The organism is Burkholderia pyrrocinia, from assembly GCF_018417535.1.
Lineage (GTDB): Bacteria > Pseudomonadota > Gammaproteobacteria > Burkholderiales > Burkholderiaceae > Burkholderia > Burkholderia pyrrocinia_E.
Window position 1 is genome coordinate 820,473 of the sequence record NZ_CP070979.1, and the last position, 24,322, is coordinate 844,794.

The 24,322-nt window shown below is 63.5% G+C and carries 29 protein-coding genes and 1 pseudogene; 8 read left to right on the forward strand and 22 right to left on the reverse strand.

Annotation, left to right across the window (positions count from 1 at the left end; all coding sequences use genetic code 11):
• The 3 genes from JYG32_RS36635 to JYG32_RS36645 form a co-directional block, all read right to left on the reverse strand.
• Window positions 1-573: a TRAP transporter small permease gene (locus JYG32_RS36635; RefSeq protein WP_213267640.1), complete on the reverse strand. Its 573-nt coding sequence runs from the start codon at window positions 571-573 to the stop codon at window positions 1-3.
• Window positions 570-1,556 carry a TRAP transporter substrate-binding protein gene (locus JYG32_RS36640; RefSeq protein WP_174378137.1) on the reverse strand — a complete coding sequence of 329 codons (987 nt, stop codon included), beginning with the start codon at window positions 1,554-1,556 and terminating at the stop codon, window positions 570-572. The genes JYG32_RS36635 and JYG32_RS36640 overlap by 4 nt, the downstream gene beginning before the upstream one ends.
• A 456-nt stretch (window positions 1,557-2,012) precedes the next feature.
• Window positions 2,013-3,104 (reverse strand): helix-turn-helix transcriptional regulator, encoded by a 1,092-nt coding sequence (locus tag JYG32_RS36645; protein ID WP_174378136.1) that lies wholly within the window; start codon window positions 3,102-3,104, stop codon window positions 2,013-2,015.
• Window positions 3,105-3,589: 485 nt separating this feature from the next.
• Here JYG32_RS36645 and JYG32_RS36650 point away from each other — a divergent pair, with 485 nt between their 5' ends.
• A complete protein-coding gene (locus JYG32_RS36650; RefSeq protein ID WP_174378135.1) occupies window positions 3,590-4,702 on the forward strand; it encodes a histidinol-phosphate transaminase in 1,113 nt (370 codons plus the stop codon).
• Window positions 4,703-4,745: 43 nt separating this feature from the next.
• Here the strand turns inward: JYG32_RS36650 and JYG32_RS36655 are convergent, their stop codons facing one another.
• The 3 genes from JYG32_RS36655 to JYG32_RS36665 form a co-directional block, all read right to left on the reverse strand.
• A complete protein-coding gene (locus tag JYG32_RS36655) occupies window positions 4,746-4,997 on the reverse strand; it encodes a hypothetical protein (protein WP_213268318.1) in 252 nt (83 codons plus the stop codon).
• Window positions 4,998-5,454: 457 nt separating this feature from the next.
• Window positions 5,455-6,576 (reverse strand): ankyrin repeat domain-containing protein, encoded by a 1,122-nt coding sequence (locus JYG32_RS36660; protein WP_213267641.1) that lies wholly within the window; start codon window positions 6,574-6,576, stop codon window positions 5,455-5,457.
• A gap of 42 nt (window positions 6,577-6,618) precedes the next feature.
• Window positions 6,619-7,023: a hypothetical protein gene (locus tag JYG32_RS36665; RefSeq protein ID WP_174378133.1), complete on the reverse strand. Its 405-nt coding sequence runs from the start codon at window positions 7,021-7,023 to the stop codon at window positions 6,619-6,621.
• 268 nt (window positions 7,024-7,291) lie between these two features.
• On the opposite strand from JYG32_RS36665, the gene JYG32_RS36670 reads away from it, so the two are divergent.
• Together JYG32_RS36670 and JYG32_RS36675 are read left to right on the forward strand one after the other, a co-directional pair.
• Window positions 7,292-8,350, forward strand: a complete 1,059-nt coding sequence (locus JYG32_RS36670) for an NAD-dependent epimerase/dehydratase family protein (protein ID WP_213267642.1) — start codon at window positions 7,292-7,294, stop codon at window positions 8,348-8,350.
• Window positions 8,347-8,499 (forward strand): hypothetical protein, encoded by a 153-nt coding sequence (locus JYG32_RS36675; RefSeq protein ID WP_249744908.1) that lies wholly within the window; start codon window positions 8,347-8,349, stop codon window positions 8,497-8,499. The genes JYG32_RS36670 and JYG32_RS36675 overlap by 4 nt, the downstream gene beginning before the upstream one ends.
• An 81-nt stretch (window positions 8,500-8,580) precedes the next feature.
• On the opposite strand, the gene JYG32_RS36680 is transcribed toward JYG32_RS36675, so the two are convergent.
• Window positions 8,581-9,069 (reverse strand): RidA family protein, encoded by a 489-nt coding sequence (locus tag JYG32_RS36680; protein ID WP_213267643.1) that lies wholly within the window; start codon window positions 9,067-9,069, stop codon window positions 8,581-8,583.
• 273 nt (window positions 9,070-9,342) lie between these two features.
• On the opposite strand from JYG32_RS36680, the gene JYG32_RS36685 reads away from it, so the two are divergent.
• Window positions 9,343-9,642 (forward strand): H-NS family nucleoid-associated regulatory protein, encoded by a 300-nt coding sequence (locus JYG32_RS36685; RefSeq protein WP_174378130.1) that lies wholly within the window; start codon window positions 9,343-9,345, stop codon window positions 9,640-9,642.
• 164 nt (window positions 9,643-9,806) lie between these two features.
• On the opposite strand, the gene JYG32_RS36690 is transcribed toward JYG32_RS36685, so the two are convergent.
• The 7 genes from JYG32_RS36690 to JYG32_RS36720 form a co-directional block, all read right to left on the reverse strand.
• Complete coding sequence (locus JYG32_RS36690; protein ID WP_213267644.1) at window positions 9,807-10,139, reverse strand: cupin domain-containing protein; 333 nt, start codon at window positions 10,137-10,139, stop codon at window positions 9,807-9,809.
• 134 nt (window positions 10,140-10,273) lie between these two features.
• Window positions 10,274-10,546: a hypothetical protein gene (locus tag JYG32_RS36695; protein WP_213267645.1), complete on the reverse strand. Its 273-nt coding sequence runs from the start codon at window positions 10,544-10,546 to the stop codon at window positions 10,274-10,276.
• Window positions 10,543-10,869: a nucleotidyltransferase domain-containing protein gene (locus JYG32_RS36700; RefSeq protein ID WP_213267646.1), complete on the reverse strand. Its 327-nt coding sequence runs from the start codon at window positions 10,867-10,869 to the stop codon at window positions 10,543-10,545. Before JYG32_RS36700 ends, JYG32_RS36695 begins: the two co-directional genes overlap by 4 nt.
• A 328-nt stretch (window positions 10,870-11,197) precedes the next feature.
• Window positions 11,198-11,755: a flavin reductase family protein gene (locus JYG32_RS36705; protein WP_213267647.1), complete on the reverse strand. Its 558-nt coding sequence runs from the start codon at window positions 11,753-11,755 to the stop codon at window positions 11,198-11,200.
• Between the two features lie 53 nt (window positions 11,756-11,808).
• Complete coding sequence (locus JYG32_RS36710; protein ID WP_213267648.1) at window positions 11,809-12,657, reverse strand: SDR family oxidoreductase; 849 nt, start codon at window positions 12,655-12,657, stop codon at window positions 11,809-11,811.
• A gap of 73 nt (window positions 12,658-12,730) precedes the next feature.
• Window positions 12,731-13,492: an SDR family NAD(P)-dependent oxidoreductase gene (locus JYG32_RS36715; RefSeq protein ID WP_213267649.1), complete on the reverse strand. Its 762-nt coding sequence runs from the start codon at window positions 13,490-13,492 to the stop codon at window positions 12,731-12,733.
• A gap of 28 nt (window positions 13,493-13,520) precedes the next feature.
• Complete coding sequence (locus tag JYG32_RS36720) at window positions 13,521-14,261, reverse strand: SDR family oxidoreductase (RefSeq protein WP_213267650.1); 741 nt, start codon at window positions 14,259-14,261, stop codon at window positions 13,521-13,523.
• Window positions 14,262-14,559: 298 nt separating this feature from the next.
• Between JYG32_RS36720 and JYG32_RS36725 the strand changes: the two genes are divergently transcribed.
• Window positions 14,560-15,468, forward strand: coding sequence for an AraC family transcriptional regulator (locus JYG32_RS36725; RefSeq protein ID WP_213268319.1), 909 nt, complete (start codon window positions 14,560-14,562; stop codon window positions 15,466-15,468).
• A 284-nt stretch (window positions 15,469-15,752) separates the two neighbouring features.
• Here the strand turns inward: JYG32_RS36725 and JYG32_RS36730 are convergent, their stop codons facing one another.
• Window positions 15,753-16,676: a LysR family transcriptional regulator gene (locus tag JYG32_RS36730; RefSeq protein ID WP_213267651.1), complete on the reverse strand. Its 924-nt coding sequence runs from the start codon at window positions 16,674-16,676 to the stop codon at window positions 15,753-15,755.
• Window positions 16,677-16,743: 67 nt separating this feature from the next.
• On the opposite strand from JYG32_RS36730, the gene JYG32_RS36735 reads away from it, so the two are divergent.
• The gene (locus tag JYG32_RS36735) at window positions 16,744-17,361 is read left to right on the forward strand and encodes a LysE family translocator (protein WP_213268320.1); all 618 of its coding nucleotides are present in this window, start codon (window positions 16,744-16,746) and stop codon (window positions 17,359-17,361) included.
• 81 nt (window positions 17,362-17,442) lie between these two features.
• Here JYG32_RS36735 and JYG32_RS36740 read toward each other — a convergent pair whose 3' ends face one another.
• A complete protein-coding gene (locus JYG32_RS36740) occupies window positions 17,443-18,075 on the reverse strand; it encodes an FMN-dependent NADH-azoreductase (RefSeq protein ID WP_213268321.1) in 633 nt (210 codons plus the stop codon).
• A 132-nt stretch (window positions 18,076-18,207) separates the two neighbouring features.
• Between JYG32_RS36740 and JYG32_RS36745 the strand changes: the two genes are divergently transcribed.
• Together JYG32_RS36745 and JYG32_RS36750 are read left to right on the forward strand one after the other, a co-directional pair.
• A complete protein-coding gene (locus tag JYG32_RS36745) occupies window positions 18,208-19,086 on the forward strand; it encodes a LysR substrate-binding domain-containing protein (RefSeq protein WP_213267652.1) in 879 nt (292 codons plus the stop codon).
• A gap of 16 nt (window positions 19,087-19,102) precedes the next feature.
• Window positions 19,103-19,289: pseudogene (locus JYG32_RS36750) on the forward strand (type 1 glutamine amidotransferase domain-containing protein); the annotation flags it as partial.
• A gap of 51 nt (window positions 19,290-19,340) precedes the next feature.
• Here the strand turns inward: JYG32_RS36750 and JYG32_RS36755 are convergent.
• The 6 genes from JYG32_RS36755 to JYG32_RS36780 all read right to left on the reverse strand — a co-directional run bounded on the left by JYG32_RS36755 (window position 19,341) and on the right by JYG32_RS36780 (window position 24,283).
• Window positions 19,341-19,820 carry a MerR family transcriptional regulator gene (locus JYG32_RS36755; RefSeq protein WP_213267653.1) on the reverse strand — a complete coding sequence of 160 codons (480 nt, stop codon included), beginning with the start codon at window positions 19,818-19,820 and terminating at the stop codon, window positions 19,341-19,343.
• Window positions 19,821-19,948: 128 nt separating this feature from the next.
• Window positions 19,949-21,193 carry a saccharopine dehydrogenase family protein gene (locus JYG32_RS36760; protein ID WP_213267654.1) on the reverse strand — a complete coding sequence of 415 codons (1,245 nt, stop codon included), beginning with the start codon at window positions 21,191-21,193 and terminating at the stop codon, window positions 19,949-19,951.
• Between the two features lie 43 nt (window positions 21,194-21,236).
• Window positions 21,237-22,154: an acetoacetate decarboxylase family protein gene (locus tag JYG32_RS36765; RefSeq protein WP_213267655.1), complete on the reverse strand. Its 918-nt coding sequence runs from the start codon at window positions 22,152-22,154 to the stop codon at window positions 21,237-21,239.
• Between the two features lie 327 nt (window positions 22,155-22,481).
• Window positions 22,482-23,183 carry a glutathione S-transferase family protein gene (locus JYG32_RS36770; RefSeq protein WP_213268322.1) on the reverse strand — a complete coding sequence of 234 codons (702 nt, stop codon included), beginning with the start codon at window positions 23,181-23,183 and terminating at the stop codon, window positions 22,482-22,484.
• Window positions 23,184-23,295: 112 nt separating this feature from the next.
• Window positions 23,296-23,529 (reverse strand): HAMP domain-containing protein, encoded by a 234-nt coding sequence (locus JYG32_RS36775; RefSeq protein WP_249744910.1) that lies wholly within the window; start codon window positions 23,527-23,529, stop codon window positions 23,296-23,298.
• A gap of 31 nt (window positions 23,530-23,560) precedes the next feature.
• A complete protein-coding gene (locus JYG32_RS36780; protein ID WP_213267656.1) occupies window positions 23,561-24,283 on the reverse strand; it encodes a response regulator in 723 nt (240 codons plus the stop codon).
• Window positions 24,284-24,322: the final 39 nt, after the last annotated feature.

The window sequence follows — 24,322 nt, forward strand, 5'->3', positions numbered from 1 at the left end:
TTATTGTTCCGACGAAGAGCGACGAAGCGCGAGCAAGTGCTCGAGCGAGAAGAGGACGATCGCGATCGCCGCGGGCATCGTGATCAGGTAGCGCACGCCTTCGGGCAGCCCGATGATCGGAATGCGGTCGCCCATCGTCTCCGCGGCCATGCTGCCGCAGCCGACCATGATCATGATCGCGAACGCGATCAGGCTCAGGTGCTGGATCGCGACGACCACGGTGCGCGCGTTCGGCGGCAGCCGGCGCACGAGCGAGTCAAGGCCGATATGGCCGCCGTCGCGCACCTTCATCGCCGCCCCGAACATCGCGATCACGATCACCAGCAGCAGCGCGATCGGCTCGACGAAATCCGGCGCGTTCTCGAACACGTAGCGCATCACGACCGCGTAGAACACCAGCACCGTGAGCACCGCGAGACAGGCCGACGCGATCACGGCCAGCACGCGGAACAGCACGTCGTTCACGCAGCGCAGGACCGGCGCCGCGTGCGGCCGCGCCGGCGCCGAGCCGTCCGGGGCGGCGGCCGACGAACCCGCGGCCGCCGCGCTGTTCAGGGAAGTGCGACGCGTCACTTGGTCGCCTCGATCTCGTCGACGATCTGCTTCATCTGCGGCGTCTTCTCATACTTCGTCCACAGCGGCTGCATCGCCTTCACGAACGCCGCGCGGTCGACCTGCGCGGCCGGCAGGATCTTCGCGCCGCCCTTCGTCACCGCCTGCTGCGCGGACGCCTCGCGTGCGCTCCACAGCTTCTGGTAGTACGGCACCGAATCGGCCGCCGCCTTCCTGATCGCCGCCTGCTCCTGCGGCGACAGCGTGTCCCAGATCTTCTTCGAGAACACCAGCACTTCCGGCGTCATCGCGTGCTGCGTCTCCGAGTAATCGGGCGCTACTTCGTAGTGCTTGGTTTCCTCGTACGACGGCATGTTGTTTTCCGCCGCGTCGACGAGGCCCGTCTTCAGGCCCGTGTACACCTCGGCGAACGGCATCGGCGTCGGCGTGCCGCCCATCGCCCTGATCTCGTCGACCATCAGGTCGGACGGTTGCACGCGCACCTTCAGCCCCTTCATGTCGGCCGGCGTGCGCACCGGGCGCTTCGCGTAGATCGAGCGCGCGCCGCTCTCGTAGAACGTCAGCGCGATCATTCCCTTCGCGGTGAACGCATCGAGGATCTTCTGGCCGGCCGGGCCGTACATCGCCTTGCGGAAATGATCGACGTCGCGGAACAGGAACGGGAACGACGGGATCAGCGATTCCGGCACGATCTCGTTGAACGACGCGCCGTTCACGCGCGCCATGTCGATCGCGCCGATCCGGACCTGGTCGACCGTGTCCTTCTCGGAACCGAGTGCGCTGTTGCCGAACACCTTGATCGAATCCTTGCCGCCCGTCTGCTTCGACAGCTCGTCGCCCATGAACTTCACCGCCATGTTGGTCGGGAAGTTGTCGCCGTGCACGTCCGCCGAGCGGAACACGCGCGCCTGCGCGGACATCGCGAAGCCAGCCAGCAGCGCGACGGCGAGCGCGGTACGGGAACCGGTGAATCGGTGCTTCATGGTGAGTCTCCTTGATGGTCGATCGTTGTTGTGCGGCGATCCGTCGGCGTGCGCATTCGTCGGCGATGCGCTCCCCTGAACCGCAGAGTCATACGTCGTATGATGTGTCGACGCGAATGTACGTCGGTTAATCGTTTAACTCACTTGGTGCATACCCCTATAAGCGCCACTGTTACGGGTTTTCGGCGTAAATCTGGGAATCGCATTCTCTGTTTTGGCGATTTTCAGCGAAACGTTTTCCGGGAATGGGTCCGCATTCGAATCGGGCGTCCGCGTCGCTGTTTCCCGACGCCGAAAAGCAATCTTTCGCTTCGTTTGCCTTTGTTATAGGATGACTGACCACAACACCGGCATGCCGCCGCGATGCCGCGAGCACGCGCCTGCCACACATCGTGTGCAGCGGAACCGGGAAGGTTCGAGAAGGAATCCGTGCAAGCGCGGGCGCCTGCCGCGCCGTCACGTCTGCATGACCAGCGACGTCAGTTGCGCCGCGCGCGCCACATCCGTCTTCGTGTAGATCGATTTGATCTGCGCGCGGACCGTGCCGATCGACACGCCGCGCAGCGCAGCGCATTCCTGCGGCGACAGCCCGTCGCAGCACAGCAGCACGGCGAGCTCGGCTTCGGCCGACGACAGGCCGTAGAACACGCGCAGCCGCTGCGCGCGGGCCGACGGCGAACGCAGATCGGCGGCGGTCATCAGTGCCGCGACGCCGGGCCGTTCACGCAGGAGGCGCGACTGTTCGGGAATCGGCATCAGCGCGAGCGACAACGGTTCGCCCGTCGCGCGCCGCAGCAACAACCCGCCGCGCGCGAACGCGTGCCGCCATTGCGCATCGTCGACGCAGCCTTCCGGCGCAAAACGCCCGTTCACGATCCGCATCGCCGGTTCCGCCGCGATCAGTTGATCGGCTGCGCGGTTCGTGTAACGCAGTTCGCGTTGCTCGCCGAGCAGGAACACCGGCACCGGAATTGCATCGAGCGCCGATTCCGCGGCGGCCACGCGCGCTTCGAGTTCCCCGATGCGCGCCTGGACCCGCAGCGCACGGGCGATATGCGTGCCCATGATTTCGATCGTGCGGCGCTGATCGTCGGAAAGCCCTTGCGATTCGGGGCCGCTCTGGACGCTGAGGAATGCGCCGGCCCCCGCTTCGCGATGGATATACAGGCCCGAGATGCTGCCGAGCCCGAAAGGACGCAGGAATTCCTGATAGAACACGCTGTGCGCGCGCTGTTGCGGGGACAGGTGCCTGACGTCCTCGAACCAGCGGCCTGCCGGCCAGTTGCCGGCGATCGGCACGACCGGGTCGTACCGGTAGAACTCGGTGTTGTAGGTGTGGTAACACGCGGTGACCCATGACGCGTCGTCGCCGGCCGCCTGTTCGATCGCCGGCACCCTCGCCGCGTCGTCGAACGACAGCAGCGTGGCCATGCGCACGCCGACCGTCGATCGCAGTCCGTCCAGCACCGCTTCCCATCGTTGATCGCCCAGTGCCGCAGCGTAGATGTCATCGATCCATGCCGATGGAATCAATCCGTTCAGTTGCATCTGGCTACCCCGCGCCGTGCGTTTTTGTCGAACGTCTGCGCGAATCTTACTCAACCGGCGGCATTGTTCAAATTGCCGGTGTGCATTTGATTCGAAATACCACGTTTGTTACCGTTTCTCGTCAGACGTAATGACCTTTCTCGACAAACTTTCGATTCCTTTCCGCACAAAAGATCAGGGCCTTCGCACTCGACGACGCCGATCGGGACGGCAGCGCACGTCCGTGGCATTCATCGCGACGCCGGCTTTTCATCGGGATCGGCGTATGTCATGATGCAGCGCATGAAGATCCGAAACGCCGCGACCCACCTGCACCATCACCACGGACGCCCGCTGTTGCGCCGTGGTTCGTTTCGCATCTAGTCATTGAATCGGGAGCTTTCCCGATCGGGACAACGACCAAGGCGCCTCCGGCGCCTTTTTTGTTTTTGGCCGCCTTGAAACCATGCTGCGCCGATCAATCGATAACGTACGGAGTGTTTTCAATGCAACAACCGTGGAAGGAAGTTTCCTTGTCGGATTTGCCGCTCAGGGAGGATCTCAAGTTGCAGCACGCGTACGGGGCGCCGCAGCTCGATGTGCCGGTCTGCCTGAACGTCAACGAGAATCCGTATCCGCCGTCGCCATCGCTCGTCGAGCGCATCGCGACTGCCGTGGCCGACGCCGCGCGACAGGCGAACCGCTATCCCGACCGCGACTTTGCCGAGCTGCGATCGCACCTGGCCGCGTATCTGACGCACGACACCGGCGTGACGGTCGACGCGTCGAGCGTCTGGGCAGCCAACGGCTCGAATGAAGTGATCCAGCAGATTCTCCAGGCGTTTGGCGGCCCGGGGCGAGCGGCGCTGGCCTTTACGCCCGCGTATCCGATGTATGACGAATACTGCCGCACGACCTTCACGCGCCTGCATACGTTGCCGCGCACCGAGGATTTCGCGCTCGACCTGAATCAGGCGATCGACAGCATTCGCGCGCATCAGCCGAGCGTGGTCCTGCTGACGTCGCCGAACAACCCGACCGGGACCGCGCTGCCTGTCGACGATATCCGCGCCATACTCGACATCGCACCGGGCGTGGTCGTCGTGGACGAAGCCTATGCGGAGTTTCGGCGCCACGGCGTCCGCAGCGCGGTGACACTGCTGCCCGACCATCCGCGGCTTGTCGTCACCCGCACGCTAAGCAAGGCGTTCAAATTCGCGGGCGGCCGCGTCGGGTATTGCGCATGCGCGCCTGCGATCGTCGATGCACTGAAGCTGGTTCGGCTGCCCTATCACCTGTCCGCCTTTACCCAGGCGGCCGCCTGTGCGGCACTGGTCGCGCGGGACGAGATGCTGTCGCAGGTCGAAGCGATCAAGGCCGAGCGCGACGCAACCGTTTGCTGGCTGCGCGGCCAGGGCCTCGCGGTGGCGGATTCGGACGCCAACTTCGTGATGTTCGGCAAGTTTGCGGATCGCCACCGGATCTGGAGCGGACTCCTGCGTCACGGCATCCTGATTCGCGAGTCCGGCCCGCCGGAATACCTGCGCGTATCCATCGGCACCGCTGCGGAGATGGCCGCATTTCGCGCGGCGTTGCTTGCGGTGATGGCGTCCGGATAAGCCACGGGCAAGACGGTCGATGGCGCGATGGGGGGCGATGCACTTACCTCATCGCCGCGAATCGCGATTCCATCTCGTCGATCTTCGCGAGCACCGCTTCGCTGAGCTTTCTGAGGTGACCCGGCACATCGGGCGTCGCCAGCAGTTCCTCGATCCGCCCGCGCCAGTAACTCGGGTGCCTCACACGTCCGGCGCCCGACATCGACACGTCGTCAGCGATCGCCTCGCTGTCCAGGAAAGCCACCATTCTCTGTATGTGAGAAAGCTCTCGTTCTACATAGTCTCGTGCCAGCATATTGATTGAATTTCCCCGAAATGCGACATCAGGCCTTCCGTCATCAACGCGCCATCGTGCCGCGATGCAAACGACGCACCGCACACGCTGCTCGTCAGCGTACGCAAAGGCTGTGTCAGTCAACTGCATGGGCATTCCCGGCGTTCGACACGGAATGGCAGGCCTGCCCGCGCGTTCTGGTCACATCCATCCCCGATGCCCCGTGGTCAATCGTAGGCGGACTGTCCGGCGCCGGCATCCCCAAAAGTGGGGATACCGGCCGATATCGGGGTTGCGGTGATTTCGGGAAATTACGCGGAGTGGTATGGCCGGCGAGCATGTGGTTGCCCGCCGGCGCGTGTGCCGCAATCGGCTCGACTTGAACGTCCTGGCGCTGCTGCGCAGCTATCCGGCCAGCCGGAAACAGGGATTTTCAGCACGCACGCACCGGTATCGCTCCGTGCGCGACGATGCCCGGTTACCGCCGATACGTGGGCGGTTCGAGTTTGACCGGATCGGGGTTCAGGCGCACCCATGCGACAGCGAACCGGCAAAGTTGCGCCGGGTCACCGGACTGGCGCTTCACGTCGTGCACGACCGCGTCCACGTCAGACAAATCGGCCTCCGGCAGCGATGTGCCCGTACGCACGAATGCCGCGAACGCATCGGCCATCTTCCGGAAGTCCGCATCCCAGTTGCAGCCGCCGTTGTGATCGAGCTCGTACGCGATGCGGCCCGAGATCCGGACGATTTCGCCCTGCACCGTCGCCGCGTGCCCGGTTCCCGGCACCAGTTGCGTCCACAACGCCTGATGCTGCTCCTGCCACGCGCCGGCCGCGACGACGATCGGCGACTGCGCGTCGTGCAGTTGACGGCGCGGCACCGGCGGCACGTCGAACAGCGTGTAAAGCCGCTCCAGCGCGGTGCTGGCTGCAGCGACGGATTCTTGGTTGAAGCGCTCGCGCATGAACTCGAAACGCTCGCCGATCGCCGTGACGCTGTCTTGCATGCCCGGCGTCCTCGCCGCACCGGCACCGAGCAGCACCTCGGCGAGTGCAACCATGTGCTCCAGGTCCGCATTGTCGCAGGTGCGCAGCGCGCGCTCGAGCGGCGTCTGCCCGTCGCGATTCAACGCGTCGACGCGGGCGCCATGGTCGAGCAGCAGGCGAGCGGACTGCGCATTGCGCGAGTCGGCCGCCGCGTGCAGCGCGGTGCCGATCGACGCACCGTCATCGTGAACGTTCGCGCCGAGTTCGAACAGCACGTCGAAACGGCTGCGGCGGCTGCGCGCGCGCACGTGCAGCGCGGTGTTGCCGTATGCGTCGGCCGCGCCCAGGTCCGCGCCCTGCGCGACGAGCCAGCGCGCGAGATCGTCGGGACAACGGTCGAACGACAGCGCCGTACGTTTGCTGACCCCGCCACGCGCATTCACGTCGCAGGTGTCGAATACGGCCTGAAGCTTCGCGAAGTCGCCTTCGTCGAGCAATGTTTCGAAATCCTTCGGCAGCAGTTTCTTTTTCGCTTTCGCCATGGCAGATCTCCGTCGTTGCGGCGATACGTATCGTTGGTATTCCGTCAATGTGACGAATGGGTGATGCATTCATTACTGCGAGTGTCGAAGCGGCCACGCCCGGAGCGACCATCAGTCCAGCGGTTCAAGCGCCGCCAGACCATCCGGACGGCCGGATGCACCACCGAGCTTCGTGATGTTCCAGCGCGCGGGGTCGTTCCATTCGTAATCCATTCGATAGGAAAACCGGGAATTGGCACGAAAGAGCGCGACGCGGAATTTTCTTCCGTCATTCGCCAGCGCGTCGCGCAGTTGCGCACCCATGTGCATGACGCCGCCGACCAAACCGGGATGCTGCATCGTGGAGACCAACTCGATGCCGGCCGCCGTCGCGTATGAAGCACGTACGCCGTACTGAACATCGCTCGGCGCATCGAAACGGACGTACACTTCGCTCCAGCCGGGAAAGGCGGATTGCATGTAGCCGATGACATGTTTGGCGAATTCGATCACCCGCTGCGTCGCGTCGTCGTTCATCGATCTTCCTCGGTGTGCGATCCGCGGAGCGTAATCGGGCGCAGGGCGACGCGTCAATGGCGCGTGCATCAAGCATGAATCGGCAACCGGCCAGGTCGTCCGACTTTGCTGAATGCCGGCATTCGGGCCGATGATCCGCCAGAGCGGCACGCGATGCCGATACGGCCGCACCTGTCGACCTTCGCCGGTCGATTGGCGCCCTTTGCGAGTCATCGCCCCGCGAAAATCGGCATCATATCGAACATCATCCGTCACGGAATCCACGAAGATGCAAATCGATACCGACCTCCCCGTCATGGTGACCGGTGCAACCGGGTATGTCGCGGGCCGGCTCGTGCAACGGCTGCTCGACGCGGGCCTGACGGTCCATGCGGCCGTCCGCGATCCCGACAACCCGGACAAGCTGAAGCATCTGCAGCGTATCGCGGCCGGCACGCCCGGCACGATCCGCTATTTCCGCGCCGATCTGCTCGAACCCGGCTCGTATGCGGACGCGATGGCCGGCTGCGCGATCGTGTTCCATACCGCGTCGCCGTTCAATGTCCATGTACGCGATCCGCAGAAGGAACTGGTCGATCCCGCGCTGCTCGGCACGCGCAACGTGCTCGATACGGCCAACCGCACGCCATCGGTCCGGCGTGTCGTGCTGACCAGCAGTTGCGCGGCGATCTACGGCGACAATGCCGATCTCGCCGCGACGCCGAACGGCGTGTTCACCGAGGCCATCTGGAACACCAGCTCGTCGCTGACCCACCAGCCCTATTCGTATTCGAAGACCGTGGCCGAGCGCGAAGCGTGGAAAATCGCCGGCGGGCAAGACCGCTGGGATCTCGTGACCGTCAATCCGTCGCTCGTCATCGGGCCCGGCATCAATCCGGACGCCACGTCGGAAAGCTTCGAGATCGTGCGGCAGATGGGCAACGGCACGATGAAAATGGGCGTACCGGATCTCGGCATCGGTGCGGTCGACGTCCGCGATGTGGCCGATGCGCATCTGCGGGCGGCGTTCCTGCCGGACGCAAACGGCCGCTACATCGTCTCGGGCCACGACACGAGCCTGGCGGCGATGGCGGCCACGCTGCTCGAGCGGTACGGCGCCGACTACCCGATTCCGCGGCGTATCCTGCCGAAATGGCTCGTGTGGCTGGTCGGCCCGCTGGCGAGCAAGGACGTGACGCGGCGCATGATCGCACGCAATGTCGGATTTCCCTGGCGCGCCGACAACAGCCGCAGCCGCAACGAACTCGGCATTCACTACCGCCCGCTCGCCGAATCGATGAACGAGTTCTTTCAGCAGCTTGTCGAGACCGGGCAATTGCGGCGATGAACCGCTGCGCGATTTCACCGGGCGGGCAAGTGACGATCGTCGACCTCGGCCCGCAAGCCGACGAACTGCAGCGGCGCGCGCAGTTGCCCGCCGATTCGTTCACGCGGCCGGAGAACGGGCTGACGACTCGCGCGTATTTCCGCATGTGACGCGCCGCGATGGAGGAGCGGGTCGCCCCCCCGCCATTGCGGTGCGCGTCCGACCGATTGCAGAACCCATCCGCAGAAGTATCAGTGACCGGCTTGGCTGCGGCTCAACCCGAAAATGAAATCCGCTTCCACCGAAGCGCCTTTGGGCAATTGCAGCACGCCGACCGACGAACGCGTATGGACACCCGCATCGCCGAGCACCGCATACAAAACGTCGGAGGCGCCATCGGCCACTTCGCTTTGCATCGTGAAACCGGGCGCGCTCCGCACGTACACGGTGATGCGGGGAACCGTCGCTATCGCATCCAGTGTGCCGCAGTGCTTGCGAATCAGCGACAGCGCACGCAGCGCCGATATTCCGGCCGCACGGCGACCGTCGTCCAGCGAAACGGATTCACCCACCACGCCGACGAAGTGCACCACTTCCCCCACTCGCGGAATCTGGCCGGCAATATAGGCCGTACTTCCGTCGACCAGAACAGGCGTGTACTTTCCGCCGATCCTGATTTCCTCGTCCGGATCGAATCCGAATTCGGCCGCGACCTGTCTCAGCCTATCGTCTCTGTTCATCAGTGAATTCCCCGATACTTCTGAAAAAAGATAAAGAATAATTGAGTCTTCGGTACTTGTCCCAAAAGAGAAGATCAGCTGCGAAGATGCGTCGCCAGGCCGTTCGGCGCTTTGATTCTGCGTGCCTTAATTCGCCAAAGCGGTGCATCTTTCAGGTGTTCGAATCAGTCGTGCGGCGCCGCATTGTGCGCGAGACGACATTCGAAGAGAATTTCTCCATAAATCGCTGCTGAAAGCGCTATCATGTATGGACACACACCTGAAGAGTGATACATGGCGACTTACAAGGAATTGAAAGCTCAAATGGACGCTTTGGCCGAGAAAGCCGAAGCAGCGCGCGTCGCGGAATTCCAGTCGATCGTCGACGATATCCGTGCCAAAGTCGCGGAATTCGGCATTACCGAGAAGGACATTTTCGGTGTGCGCCGCGGTCGTCCGGCCAGACAGGCGTCGGCACCCGTGCAGGCAAAGTATCGCGATCCGAAGACCGGTGCGACCTGGTCTGGCCGCGGTCGCGCGCCCGCATGGATCAAGGATGCGAAGAATCGCAATCGCTTCCTGATCCAGGAATAAGGTTCTCGGCGCGCACCGGCGCGCGGTTCAGCGCGCTGTCCGGCGATATTGGGCATCGATACCGGCGGTATTCAAAGACCGCTCCGGGTTGACGACGTTTTGTCTTGTTCGGTGCGTGGCGCCGCCGACCAATCGGCAGATCGCGTCGCGCGCCAATACTTTCTTCAGCGTTCGTAATAGATCGCAAGCCAGACGGTTTGCTCTTCTTCATGTGTCCACGCGACGCGATGGCGGCAATGCGGCGCGATCAGCACGTAGTCGCCGGGGCGCATGTCGTGCCACGTCGAACCCTCTTCGAACTCGAGCACGGCCGCCCCCGACAGCAGCACGACCCATTCGGCGCGCGAGTCGTCATACCAGAACCCGTCGGGACTCGCGTGCCCCATCGACACGATCCGCTCGACGTTCAGGCGCTGCCCCGTCACGAGAATGTCGACCCGCTCGTCGCCGCCGCGCTGCCCTTCGACGCTGAACAGATTACCGGTTTGAAGTTGCATCGCTCGACCTCGTCGTTGACCTTCGTGTGAAGGAAGCGGGCTCAATGGCGCCGGGAAATGTTCACTGTAGTCCAACGGCCGCCATTGTTTACAAACGTGTCGATGAATGCGCGCAAAAAAATGATGAATCGACGTTACGGCGCCCGCGCCCATTCATTGCCGGGATGAAGAACGTCGAGACAGTCTTTTAGCCACGCGCGTTCGCTCGCCGGCAGTTTCGGTAATGCTCGGTCGAAATCCTGTTGGTCCTTGGGGCGCCGGTCCCGGGCCTTGAACAGAAGGATGGCGGCCGGATTCGGATACGCGATGCCGTCGGCGGTTCTCATCACCATTTCGGCACGCGGTCGCTTGAACGATGGATCTCGCTTGCAGGCCCACCATTCGCGCGCTCCAGGCTCGATCATCATATCGACCCGCCAACTTTCAGCAGCGCGGTCGAATCCCCGGAATTGCATGACTTCGGGCGACGCTTCCTGGTTTTCCGGCAGTTTTCGACAACGCCGGCGTGCGCCGTGTAGAACGCCAGATCGCTGCGCGCCTGACGGAATCTGCCGAAGTCTTCCCGCAACATCGTGAATTCCAGATCGTCGTGTTCGCGCGTCTGGGTGCCGTGCCAAAGATCGAGCGCCCATCCGCCAACGACGCACCAGGGCAAATGAATATCGCCCAATCGTTGAGCGAGTACGGCCGGTTGCCAGGCATTCCATGCCTGTTGGTCGGGAATTGCCATTGAGTATTCGTCCTGTTGGAGTGACCGGAGCTGAATAACGCGCGTCGGATTTTCCCGGAAACTCACGCGACATGACGCAGGTCCGGTTCTTCTTGATCGCATGCTGCGTGATCGCTGATCTCATGGGCGTGCCTGCCCCTTCGTCTCTTCGAGCCAGGTAGCGCGTTGCTCGAAAGTTTGGACGGGGACGACCATCCGCCATCGCAGAAAAGCAGCGCTACCCGATCCATGGTTGCGGCAATCGCCGTCGTTGCGCCGCGATCTTGGACGCGTCCAATGCCGCGACCGCATCGGCTGATCGCTGCCGGAAGGGGCTTTCCATCGTCCGCTAATCCATCAAATAGCGCCACCGCACCATGCGTTCGTGCAGGTCGAGCACTTCACCGTCCGCGACAAATCTGCCATCGCCTTGATGATGAATGAGGCGCCGCTCGGATCGGCTCTCGTCGATCACGATCCGCAGGACTTCAAGGACAAACAGGTTGTAGCGGCTGACCATCGACTGATCGACGACCGTACACTCGAGGTTCGCAATGCCCTCCACGATCGACGGTGCGCGCACACGTCCGGAATGCATCTCGGTAAGACCGAACGTCTCGAACTTGTCGAGTTGCGCGCCAGAGCAATTGCCGACATCGACCACCGTCTGTGCGAGATCGATCGTCGGCACGACGATCACACACTCGCCGGATTCCTGCAGCGCCCCAAAGGTGTGATCCCATGGCCCGATCACCGCACCGATCAGGGCTGGCTCATGCCGCATCATCATGTGGAAGCCCATCGTCATCACGTTGGGGGTGCCGTCACTTGCGCGCGTCGTTACCATGACGACCGGGCCCGATTCGAGCAGCCGGTAGGCCTTTTCGCTCGCCATTTCCTTGAACATGGGATTTCTCCGGCAACGCGGCGCCCGTCGCCGGGCGCCGCTCGGTCTTGAAGTCACTCGGCAAAGTCGGTTGCTTCGGATGAGCCTCGCCACCCGTCGAGATCGCGTTGGACCGCAGCGGCTTTTTGCGCCGCCAGTTCGTTGGCGATCTTGCCGGCGAACAGGTGCAACGGCGGTTCGGCAACCTCCACGGCCTGCATGATCAACATCGCCAGCTTGTCCGGATCGCCGGCCTGACGACCGTGCAGCGTACCCAGGTGCAGATCCAGCGACGCCTTGGCTTCGGTGTATTCATCAATCTGGCGTTTGGCTACCGCCAGCGCGCCGCTCGACAAGAACTCCGTGCGCACCGGCCCCGGGTACACCACCGTCGCCTTGATGCCGAACTCGGCCACCTCGGCCGCGAGCGACTCGGTCAGGCCGGCGAGCGCGAACTTGCTCGCCACATAGCTGCCCCATCCGGCATAACCGCCCTGGTAACCGACGATCGACGCGATGTTGACGACATGCCCGCCACGCTGCTCGCGCAGATGGGGGAGCGCGTGTCTCAGTACGGTCAGCGGCGCGAACAGGTTGACGTCGAAGTTTTGCCGAAGCTCGTCGTCCGAAAGGGCTTCGACGGTTCCCTGTTGCGCGTATCCGGCGTTGTTGACGATCACATCGATCTTGCCGAAGGTCTTGATGGTCTGCGCGATGGCCGAGCGCACGCTCTGGTCATCGGTCAGATCGACTTGAAGCGGAAGAAACTGTGCGGAGACCGGGCCGATTGCTTCGGTCAGCGACGCCACGGTTCGCGAGGTCGCGGCGACGCGATCGCCACGCGCGACGAGTTGCCGCACGAGTCGTTGGCCGACGCCCTTCGATGCACCGGTGACGAACCAGATTTTCGCAGAATCGCTCATGATGATTTCCCGAATAAATTAGTATTGCCAATTTAAATTGAAGCGGCGGTTCAAAAGAATTCAACCGAGATGCCTACTTGAGCGCCACGCTCATGCCGCCATCCGCCATCACCACCGCGCCGACGATATAGCTAGCCTTGTCGGACGCCAGGAAGGCGATCACTTCGGCGATTTCCCGAGGGTCGGCCGCCCGTTTGATGGGTGCATTCTTGCCGTGCTCGGCAAGGAAGGCCGGGCCGTCCTCGTGGATGTGGCTTGTGATATTCGTTACCGCGTCGCCGGACCCGACCGCATTGACACGAATGCCATGATCGATCGCCTCGAGCGACATGGCGCGCGTCAACTGGGCGAGCGCACCTTTGGACGCCGCATAGGCGGCGATGAGCGGAAACGCCTGATAACACGCGTATGAACCCACGTTGACGATTGCACCGGTCTTCGCCGGCATCATCGCGCGCATGGCCTCGCGCGAGAACAGGAACGCACCGGTGGAATTGACCGCCTGAATGCCGTTCCAGTCGTCGAGCGTCATCTCGACGACGGGCTTGTTGATGATGATCGCGGCATTGTTGACCAGAATGTCCAGCTTGCCGAAGCGTTCCATCGCGGTGGATACGGCGCGCACCGCGCTTTCCTCATGCGCGACGTCGGCGATGAGCGGGACGATCCCCGGACGGGCCAACGCCTCGACGTTGGTGCCGCGCCCGACAGCGATCACGCTGGCGCCTTGCGCGTGGAGTAGCTCGGTGGTGGCACGCCCGATGCCGCTTGCCGCACCGGTGACGATCGCAACCTTGCCGGCGAACGGCCGGTCGGCGGATGCATGTGAAGTCATGACGAGTGCTCCTTGGGGATGAAGATCGTTAGAAAGGGCTAGCCGTCGGACGCACAACGATTTCGCTGACGTCGACATCTGCCGGCTGTTCGATTGCATAGGCGATCGAGCGCGCGATGGCGTCCGACGTCAGCGCGATGCGGCGGAAGTCGCGCATTGCCGCCCGCGCGGTGTCGTCGGAGATCGAATCGGCCAGTTCCGACTCCACGACGCCTGGGCAGATCACGGTCACACGCACCTTGTCGGTTTCCTGCCGCAGCCCGTCCGAGATGGCGCGGACGGCGAACTTGGTCGCGCAGTACACCGCGGCCGTCGGCGAGACTGACAGGCCGCCGATCGAGGAAATATTGATGATCTGGCCGAACCCCTGCCGCTCCATGGTCGGCAGGACCGCGGCGATTCCATGCAGCACGCCGCGGATGTTCACGTCGATCATGCGATCCCATTCGTCCACCTTGATCGCGCTCAACGGCGACAGCGGCATCACGCCGGCGTTGTTGACGATCACGTCGATGCGGCCGAAGGTGTCCAGTGCGAACCGGGCGAAAGCGCCGACGCTGGCGGCGGACGTGACGTCGAGTGCCTGATGACGAACCGAGCCGCCGCTTGCGTGGATTTCTTCCGCCAGCGCCGCGAGTCTTTCCGTGCGCCGTGCGCCGATCACCAGTTGGTGCCCTTGGGCGGCCAGCAGCCGGACCGTCGCTTCGCCGATACCGCTGCTTGCCCCGGTGATGAGGATGACTTTGGTCGGGTTGGATTGCGTCGTCATGTTGCGTTCTCCGTTTCGATAATCTGTGCGGGTTTGTTCGAGGGAGACGCGACGAAGTCTGCGCACGACGCGGCAGGGCAATCGCGGCGGGTCTCCCGGGCGCTTCGGCTGCACCGTCCAGCCGATGACCCATCTTATGAGCCGGGCTCCTGCGCGCGAATACACGCGACAATTGCGGTATTGCCTATTCCTATTGACGTGGATGCTGCCGGCCGATCGCATCCGGTAGAATTCCTTCACCAGACCCGGTGACGGAGGAGTCCTCGTGACGGCTGCCCACAATGCTGCTTCCGCAAGAATGGTGAGCCTGCTTCAGCGTCTGGCGCCGAATGAGGGGTACACCCAGTCCGCGCTGGAGGGCGTGCGGTTCATGCGCTCCAACCGGCCGCTGGGGCGTACGCCCGTGCTGTACGAACCCAGCATCGTGATCGTGTGTCAGGGGCGCAAGTTGGGTTTTCTCGGCGAAGCGGTGTACGTCTACGACGCCCAGCATTATTTGATCCTGTCCGTGCCGCTGCCGTTCTCGACTGAAACCGAAGCGAGCGAGGCCGAACCGATGCTGGCCGTGACGTTGCGTCTCGACCTGATCGAGCTGACCGACCTGATTCTGATGATCGATCGTTCCGGACACCGTCAGCAAGGCACACCGCTGGGGATCGTATCGACGCCGCTCGAGGGAGACCTGGCCGAAGCGACCGTGCGCCTGCTGCAAGCGTTGAGCTCGCCGCTGGACGCCGAAGTACTCGGGCCTGCAATCGTGAGGGAAATCTGCTACCGGGTATTGATCGGGGAACGAGGCGCAGCGATGAGAGCCGCGCTCGCGCATCAGGGCCGCTTCGGCAGGGTGGCGAAAGCACTGCGGCGCATTCACGCCGACTATGCGCAGTCCCTCGATGTCAGTAGTCTCGCGGAAGAGGCGGGGATGAGCGTTCCCGCGTTTCACGTCAACTTCAGAGCCGTCACGCTGACCTCTCCGATTCAATACATCAAGTCGACGCGCCTGCATCAGGCGCGCTTGCTGATGATTCGCGACGGTTTGACGGCCGCGTCCGCGTCGGCACGCGTCGGTTACGAAAGTCCCTCGCAATTCAGTCGCGAGTTCAAGCGCTTTTTTGGACGCTCACCGGCCGATGAGGCTCGGGATATGCGGGCATCGTTCGCACTCTCTCCCGCGGCAAAGATCGACGACTTCGCCGCGTCTCATTGACCGGTGACTTCGTACGCTGCCCGCGTCGACGGCGCTCGCGCGGAAGTCATCGCGGGGGGATCGCGGATCCCGCCGGCAGCTCAAGGCGCTGTGGCGCGACTTTCGACCGCGAGAACGCGGGCCGCCTTGGGCAGGACTCGTGTCATCGGTCAAGCCTTCGCAAGTGACGGGGTTGGATCGGAAGCAGCCGATCGCGTTCGTCGTCAACCGCCCATCTCCGGGCACCGGTGCGGCCCCTCCTCGCCGAACATCTGAAGTCCCGCTCGGCATCAGCCCCCGCCCCATCAAACCATCGCCTTCAGCCACGCAAGCAGATCCGACTGCGCGCTTCCGGCTGTCACAGGTTCAGGCGTCAGCAAGCAGTAGTGCGAGCCGTCTTCCACAAAACCCATCGGCGCGACCAGCACACCGCTTTCCAGATCATCGCGAACGAGATGCCACGGGCCGATGGCAACACCGAGCCCCGCGACAGCCGCCTGCAGACTGAAATAGAAATGGTCGAACATCTGCGGCCGCCCGCTCCCGGTCGGCTGATTTGCCGCCGCCGCCCATTCCTTCCACGCGTCCGGCCTGGTCCGCGTATGCAATTGCGGCGCATCCGGCTTCAACAGGCAACCACCGCGACCACTGGAAAACCACGCATCGACTTTGTCCGGCCGGCAAACCGGCCCCACCTTCTCGGCGAACAGGCGTTCGGCGTGATATCCCGCTGGCCACGCAAAGTCGTTGCGGCGGATGGCCATGTCGATGCCGCTGTCAAACGAAAATGGACCGCCCGCAGCGGCCAGGTGAATGTCGACGCCCGCGTATCGGGCCTGGAAATCCGGCCAGCGCGGGATCAGCCAACGCATCAAAAGCGTTGGCTCGCACGACAAGACCCAACGCCGCGCGCGGGCGGCCTCGGTACGCAATTCGTGCGCGGCGTGACGCATCAGGCCCAGGCCGTCATGTACCGCCTGGGCCAGCTTGCGGCCCGCGTCGGTCAGGAAAACACGACGACTGCGCCGCTGAAACAGCGCCACGCCCAGGTCATCTTCGAGCAGACGCACCGCACGGCTGACCGCGCCATGGGTCAAGCACAGTTCGTCGGCGGCACGGCTGAAATTCTCGTGCCGCGCCGCCGCCTCGAAACAGCGCAACGCCATCAGCGACGGCAGGTTGGTGCGGATTGATTGTGAATCAATCTCACCATTCCGGTCAGAAATCATCGCTTTTCCCTATGGAATACGATCCTTAATATTGTGCCATGGCGACATCAACCGAAAGGAAAACGCGATGACAGAACTGATAGTTGTAGTCACAATAACGCTGCTGGCCGTCATCAGCCCGGGGCCGGACTTCGCGATGGTCACGCGCAACAGCCTGATGCTGTCGCGCCGAGCCGGCTTGTTCACCGCGCTGGGTATCGGGCTCGGCGTGACGGTCCATGTGAGCTACACGCTGCTGGGCGTGGGCCTGCTGATCCGCCAATCGCTGTGGCTCTTCAATGCCGTCAAGCTGATCGGCGCGATCTACCTGATCTATCTGGGCGCGAAGATGCTCATGACGAAGGTCAACAACGGGCAACCCGACGTGCCGGTGGCGCCGCTGTCCGACCTGGCGGCGCTGCGCACCGGCTTTTTGACCAATGTGCTGAATCCCAAAACCACCGTGTTCATCGTCAGCCTGTTCATGCAGGCAGTCCGGCCCGACACGCCGTTGATCGTGCAGATCGGCTACGGCGCCTTCATCGCGCTGGCGCACGCCGGCTGGTTCAGCCTGGTGGCCGTCTGTTTTTCCGCCACGGCCGTCCGCGACCGCTTGCTGTCGCTGCGCCACTGGATCGACCGCACCTTCGGAGGCTTGCTCGTGGGCTTCGGCGTCGCACTCGCGATCGCGCGCGGCGGCCGCTGATTCGTGTGTCCGGCCCGCGCTTCCAGGCGACCGTCAGTCATGTTCCGCCGACGCGCCGGACGCGAAGCGCGGCAGCCCCATTTAGAACGCGCGCGCGATCGCACGGGCTTCGTCGATCGCACGACTGCGATCGTCCGTTCCGTCGGGGCCGAACAACGTGCGTTCGACGACAATGCCGGTGACGTCTTTCACGCCCACGAACTTCAGCCAGGTTTCCATGTACGGGCGCTGAAGGTCGAACTCGGCGGCCGGTGTAAACGAACCCGGCGACTCGTAGCTGAGCCCACGCGCGTAGACGACCACTGCCTTTTTCCCGGCCAGCTTCCCGGCGAAACCCGCACCGTCGAACGTGAACAGCACGTCCTTCTGCGAGATCGCGTCGATCAGGTGCTTGAGTTTGTACGGAATACTGAAATTCCACAGCGGCACACCGAACAGGAACTTGTCGGCTTCGCGGAACGGCGCCGCGAGCTGCTCGATCTGCTGCCACGCCGCGGCCTGCGCCGGCGTCAACGCCGTTCCGTTCAGTCCGGCGTATTTCGCTGCCAGCGCGGCTTCGTCGAACTCGGGCATCGCCAGGTCCCAGATGTCGAGCTTCCGTATCTCATGATCGGGATGGGCGTGCCGGTACGCATCGAGAAATGCATTGCACACTTCGATGGACGCCGAATATTCCTTGTTAGGTGAGCCTTCGATATAGAGCACGCGTGTCATGGAGCCTGTCCTTGCCAAGAGTGACGGCGACGCGCGGGATGCGCAGTCGCCCACTGCGATTCGCAGCCTATCGAGTCGGCCTATAATTTGGAAACGCTATTAATTGATTGAATTAACCCGGATTGACGATCAATGAGCAACCCTCTCGACACGGCACTTCTTCATACGTTTGTTGCGGTCGCCGACGTGCGGAGCTTTACCGGCGCCGGTCGCAGGCTGAATCTCAGTCAATCGGCGGTCAGCGCCCAGGTCGTTCGTCTTGAAGAACAGGTCGGCCGTGCGCTGCTCGTGCGCAATACGCGCAGCGTCACGCTCACCGAGCATGGCGAGACACTGCTCGGATACGCTCGCGCGATGCTCAACCTGAGCGAGGAAGCCCGGTCCAGGCTGGGGCCCGGCGACGCCGTCGACATCAAGCTGCGTATCGGCGCGTCGGAGGATTTCGCGGGAGGCTGGCTCCCCGACGTGATGCGCCGCTACAGCGCCGCGCGGCGCGGCTTGCGGCTCGATCTGACGGTCGACATCGGCGACAGTTTGTTTCGACGGCACGCGAACGGCGAATTCGATCTCGTGATCGGCAGCCGGTGTTCACATGCGGGCCAAGGCGCGACGTTGTGGCAAGAGCCGCTTGTCTGGGCATTTGCGCGCCACGAGCCGCTTCCCGAAGGCGATGTCCCGCTCGCGTGCTTCCCCGATCCGTGTCCGTACCGAGGGGCCGCCATCAAGGCGCTCGCGCTGGCCGGCATGCGCTACCGGATCGCATGCGAAAGCCCGAGCGTCACCGGCATCCTGACGTTCGCGCGCGCCGGCATCGCGATCGCGCCGGTGCCACGCAGTGCGATCGACGACACGCTCCGCGGACTGGGCGGGTCCGAAGGCTTGCCGACACTGCCGGACATGGAATTCGTGATGATGCACGACGCCCGGATGCCGGCCGCCGTCGAATTCGCCGTGACGATTTTCGATGAAACCGCGGTTCGCACGGGGGCTGGCAAACGCAACCGGCCGTAGCGAGCCACCAGCGCTTGATGTCCTGGCCGGCGTTGCGAAGAAGGTGCCCAATGACGTCGAGCAGCAGATGGAACAGCGTGGCGCGCTACGAGAAGGCGCTGCTGCCGTTCACGTCGAACGTCGTCGTCGACGGCCGCCTGGTGACCGGCCAGAATCCGCAATCGGCGAAGGCGACGGCCGAACAGGTCGTCGCGCTCCTGTAACGCGACGCACGGGCGCGCACCCGGAACGACACGCGATGCGCCAGTGACCGCTTAAGGACGGGGCGTCCGGCGCATGACCGAAGCGTCGCGTGCGTCGGAGGCAGCTTCATCGCCGGCGTTCGCCGCATTCCCCGGCTGAACCGGCGACGGCAGTCTTCTCGCATTGGTTGTGCAATCAACCGACTCCGGTTTCGCGCCGATCTCGACGATCAGCGACACGACGTGCGCCTTGCTTCGCGCCAGCCGCGCCTCCAGCGCCTCGATGTCCCGCACTTTGCGGCACAGCGCATCCAGCAACGAACCGCATTCCCATTTCCCGAAGTCGGACGGAATCAGCGTGCGAATCTCGTCAAGACTGAAATCCGCCTTTTGCGCGGCCGTGATCAGATCGAGCACCGTCACTGCTTCCTGCGGATAGGTGCGATAGCCGTTCGCTTCGCGCGTGACGCGCGTCAACAGACCGATGCGTTCGTAGAAGCGGATGCGCGAAGGGGTAAGGCCGGTGCGTTCCGCCAGTTCCCCGATCTTCATGTTTCAGATACTCCCCGGTCGGACCGCATCCGACCATTTGACCCGCCGTGACAGTAAGTTGTCTCCTCAAGTTGCTTCGCAATCCGATCTTTATCCGATTCCTTTCGAATAACGGAAAAAACGCGCGCTCAAATCACCTCGAAACGCAGCCCCGCGTGGCGAACCAGACGCTCGACGAAGCGCTCGTCGAACATCGTCGCAGGTGTCCAAAAACCGCCGCCACGCCCGGTCTTGACGCCGTTCCCGCCGAAATCCAGCGCAAGACTGATCGCGGCCTGGCCCAGCATCTTGCCGGTGGAGCCGTAGCCCGGATCGCGGTCGCCGGTGACTTTCACGCGCAAGGTTCGCCCGTCGTCGGCGCGACCGAAGAAACGCAAGTCGTAACGGCCGGCCCGTTGAGCCTCGACGCTCGGCCCCTCACCGGGCTTCGGCAACAGGAAGCGCTCCATCAGGCTCCGTACCGGCTTGATGAGGACACCCACCATGAACGCGCCGAGGCCGGCCACCATCGTCAGCGCGGTCACGCGGCCCTTGAGACCCGTGCCGGTCATGACGGCTTCGTCATAGGTAAACCGGCTGCCGTACGCATTGCCCGCAAGCGCATTGGAGCGATGCACGACACGCTCGTTGATCGCCGCCATCACGAAAGGCGCGATCCACGCGTCGCAATCGCGATCGAATTCGGCCGACCGAACCGCATGCTGCCGCACCGTGAAGCCATGCCCTTTCGGGCACAGCGAATAAGGATCGAGCAATTCCCTGCGCAACGCGGGATCAGCGGCGGCTTCCCGGACGACGTTGATCACGCTCGCCACGGTACCGCCCGACGCGCCGCCCTTCAGCGTTCGGACGCGCATCTTTACCTGCCCGGCCGGCACGCCCCACTGCTGCCGTGCCTGTTGCTGCAGGAAGAAAACGCCCAGGTCCGACGGCACCGAATCGAACCCGCAGCAATGAACGATGCGCGCGCCCGATTGCCGGGCCGCAGGCTCGTATTTTTCGATCATCCGCTTGATCCACTGCGTCTCGCCGGTGAGGTCGCAGTAGTCGGTACCGGTTTCCGCGCAGACCCTGACCAGCGGTTCCCCGTACAGCGCGTAGGGCCCGACCGTCGAAACGACCACCCGCGTCTGCACGCAGAGCGCCCGCAACTGGACTTCGTCGGCCGCGTCGGCGACGATGATCGGCACGGACTGCCCCGCCGCGCCCAGCGCATCCCTGACCTGCCTGAGCTTCGCTTCAGACCGGCCGGCGATCGCCCAGCGCAGCGTCTCGCCCGAGCCCGACAGGTAATCGGACAGGTATCGGGTCAGGATCTGCCCGACAAAACTGGTGGCACCAAATACGACGAGATCGCGGGTCGGCTGGTTCATGGACGATTCCTTCCGCACGGGTGTATCGCGAACATCCGTGCCGTTAGCGTTGTTTTCCGGATTCATCGAAGGCCGTCAAAGGCGTCGGCAGGTTCAGGACCAGTTGCGCGTCTTTTACCACGTCGAGACGCATGACAGTGGAGGCGCCAAGCCCGTCGAGCAACTGGCTCAGCGGGCCACCGTGCCGCACCAGTTCGACATCGCGCGGCAACAGGCGCTGGGCGAACGATAGCGTATTGGTTTGCACCGACGTCTGGTGCCATTCGCCGTCGATGCGATTGATCATCGTCGTCGTGCCCATCCTCGATTGGGACGCGACGTGGGTGAGCGCAGGCAGCGGCACGCTCAGGCTCAGATCGGGCCGGCCTCCCGGACCGGCAATGCGGGCACTGGCGGTGGCGTCGAGGTTCACGTCGATATCGGCGAACCACTTCGGCAACTGATAACCGTGTACGCCGCGAACCCGCGCGATTTCCGTCGTGACCGGCAACGCCAGCACATGCGCGAAGAAGCTCCGGCGGCGCATCGAGTCGATCAGCTCCAGCGCATGCGACCCGCGTGCGCCCGGCCGGCGGATCACCACCGCGACAGAGACTTCGTCGTACGGATCGTTGTCGCAGACCGAATACGAAAAGAAGGTCAGCGCGACCAGCCCTTGCCCGGGGAGCGCGCGCAACGGTTCGAGCGGCACCGGCAGCATGGTCCGCAAACGTTCGAGCGGCGCAACGAACAACAGTTGAATGCTGCTGGAACGGTAGTAGAAGTTCGGCGCCCAGGTCGGGCCGACCCGCGAAGCGACCTGACGCTTCGGAATCCGGCGGAAAAAATCGATATTCCCCGCGGCGGGATCGCGCGCCACCTCGTCCAGGTCAGGATTCATCCGGAACCGGTCGTAGTACCCGCCTTCGGGCACGTCGGCCGTGTGCGGCCCGAATTCAACCTGTGTAAACCGCCTCTCCATGTCCGTTGCCTCTCGTCGATGATCGACCGCGGCAGGCAACACCCGAAGCCTGCTGATTCACTGCCGTCAGCAAGCACTTTAAGATTGAAGTCAACTTCAAGGTCAAGGCTTCGAATAGAAGAACAAGTCGGTCTTCGATTACGCGACTTGCGGTCGATTCATTTTTTTAACCTTGAGTTGGTGCATCGTCAAGCCATGGGGACGGCCAACTCCGCCGGACACGCCGCGTCGGCCTGGCGATGACAACAAACGGAAAGACCATCACGGATCGATATCGCCCACCGAACAGGAGCAGACATGGGATACGTCACAACGAAAGCTGAAATCTCAGACTGAAGGCCGTCCGCTACCCGCTGCCGAAGGCACCTGGTCAAGCCCGCGAAGAAAATCGGGTACCGCTTCTCCGATCGACGCAAGATAGCCGGCCATCGCGCCGGCGACCTTCTGCACGGCGGGACGTGCGGTCATCCGCGCACGCCACGCGAGCAGGTTCGGCGTCTCTGCCGTCATCGGCGCACCCTTGCGTGCGCCGAACAACTGCGCCATGTAGAACGCGATGTCGGCGTAGGAATACGTCCCGGCCAGATATTCGCGATTCGCAAGCACGCGTTCCATACGCCGATAGTATTGCGACGCTTCGGCGCGCGCGGCCTGCGCCGCCGGATCGTCCGGCGTCGCCTCAAGCCCCATCAGCCGGATGATGTGCGGGAAATAGACTTCGTCGCTGCAGTGTTCGAGCTGACGCGCGATGGCGCGCGCCGCCGGTTGCGCCGGCCATAGCGCGGGATCGGGCTTCAGGTCCTCGAGATACTCGAATATCTGCGTGGAATCGAAGATCTCCAGCGTGCCGTCCATCAGCACCGGCACCTGCCGCTTCGGGTTGATGCGCAATACATCGGGATGCTTGGGGTCATAGCCGCGAAGCTGGCTGAACGGCGTCATGACCAGCTCGAAGTCGATACCCTTCTCGTGCGCCGCAATCTCGACCTTGGCGCCGAACATGCTCAGTGGCCCGGAAATTATCTTCATGGCTCGCTCTTCCTTTGCTTTCTCGAATGCGCTCGTGCATGTTTGAGCTTGTTCTCGATGGAACGGATCAAGCATGCCGCAAAGCATAAGCCCGATAACATGACACCTCATGTCAGGTATTTGAGGTAACGTGTCGCTCATGAAAGCCAGTCGCCTGTTGTCGATCATGATGATGCTGCAGGCGGCGCTGGGCGTCGAGCCCCTGCGCGAGGCGCTCGTTTTCGAGCAAGTTGGTGCGAAACACCTCGAACGCGCGCGCCAGCTCGCCGATCTCGTCGGGCCGGTGCGTCGACGGCACGCGGCCCGACGTGATGCCCATTGCGAGCCGCGTCATCACGCGCGTCATCGGCTGCAGCTTCTGCGGGATGCGACTCGCATCAAACACGCACGACCCGCGCGGCAAACACGTAGCCGATGCCACGCCGTGTCCGGACGTAGGTCGGCTGCTCCGGGTTCGGCTCGATCTTGCGGCGCAGGCGCAGGATCAGTACATCGATCGTGCGGTCGTAGACATCGATGCCGAAGCCGCGCGTGTGCTCGAGCAGTTGGTCGCGCGACCAGACACGCGACGGCTGCTGCACCATCGCGGCGAGCAGCCCGAACTCTCCTTGCGTCAACGCGCACGGCACGCCGTCGCGCGTCAGCGTGCGCGCGGCCAGGTCCATCATCCAGCCGTCGAAGCAAAAGCGCGGGCCGCCGCCGTTCGCCGCGGGGCGCGGCATCGACAGCTCGGTCGTGCGGCGCAACTGCGCGCGTACGCGCGCGATCAGCTCGCGTCCGGAGAACGGCTTTGTGACGAAATCGTCCGCCGCCGTCTCGAGCCCGAGCACGCGGTCCGTTTCGTCGCCGAGCCCACTCATCATGATGATGGAAACGTCCGACTGGCGCCGCAACTCACGCGCGACCGTCAAACCGTCCTCGCCGCGAAGCTTCAGGTCGAGCAGCACGAGCGCGGGCGGCAAGGCGGCGATTTGCTGCTGCATGCATGCCGCACTGTCGGCCGTCGAAACATGGAAGCCGGCTTCCTCCAGCACGCCTTGCAGCCAGTCGCGCACTTCCGGATCGTCGTCCAGCACCAGGATCCGATGTTTTTCCGACATACGTGCCTCCTCCTCCAAGCCAATCGCGCGCCGTGTGGT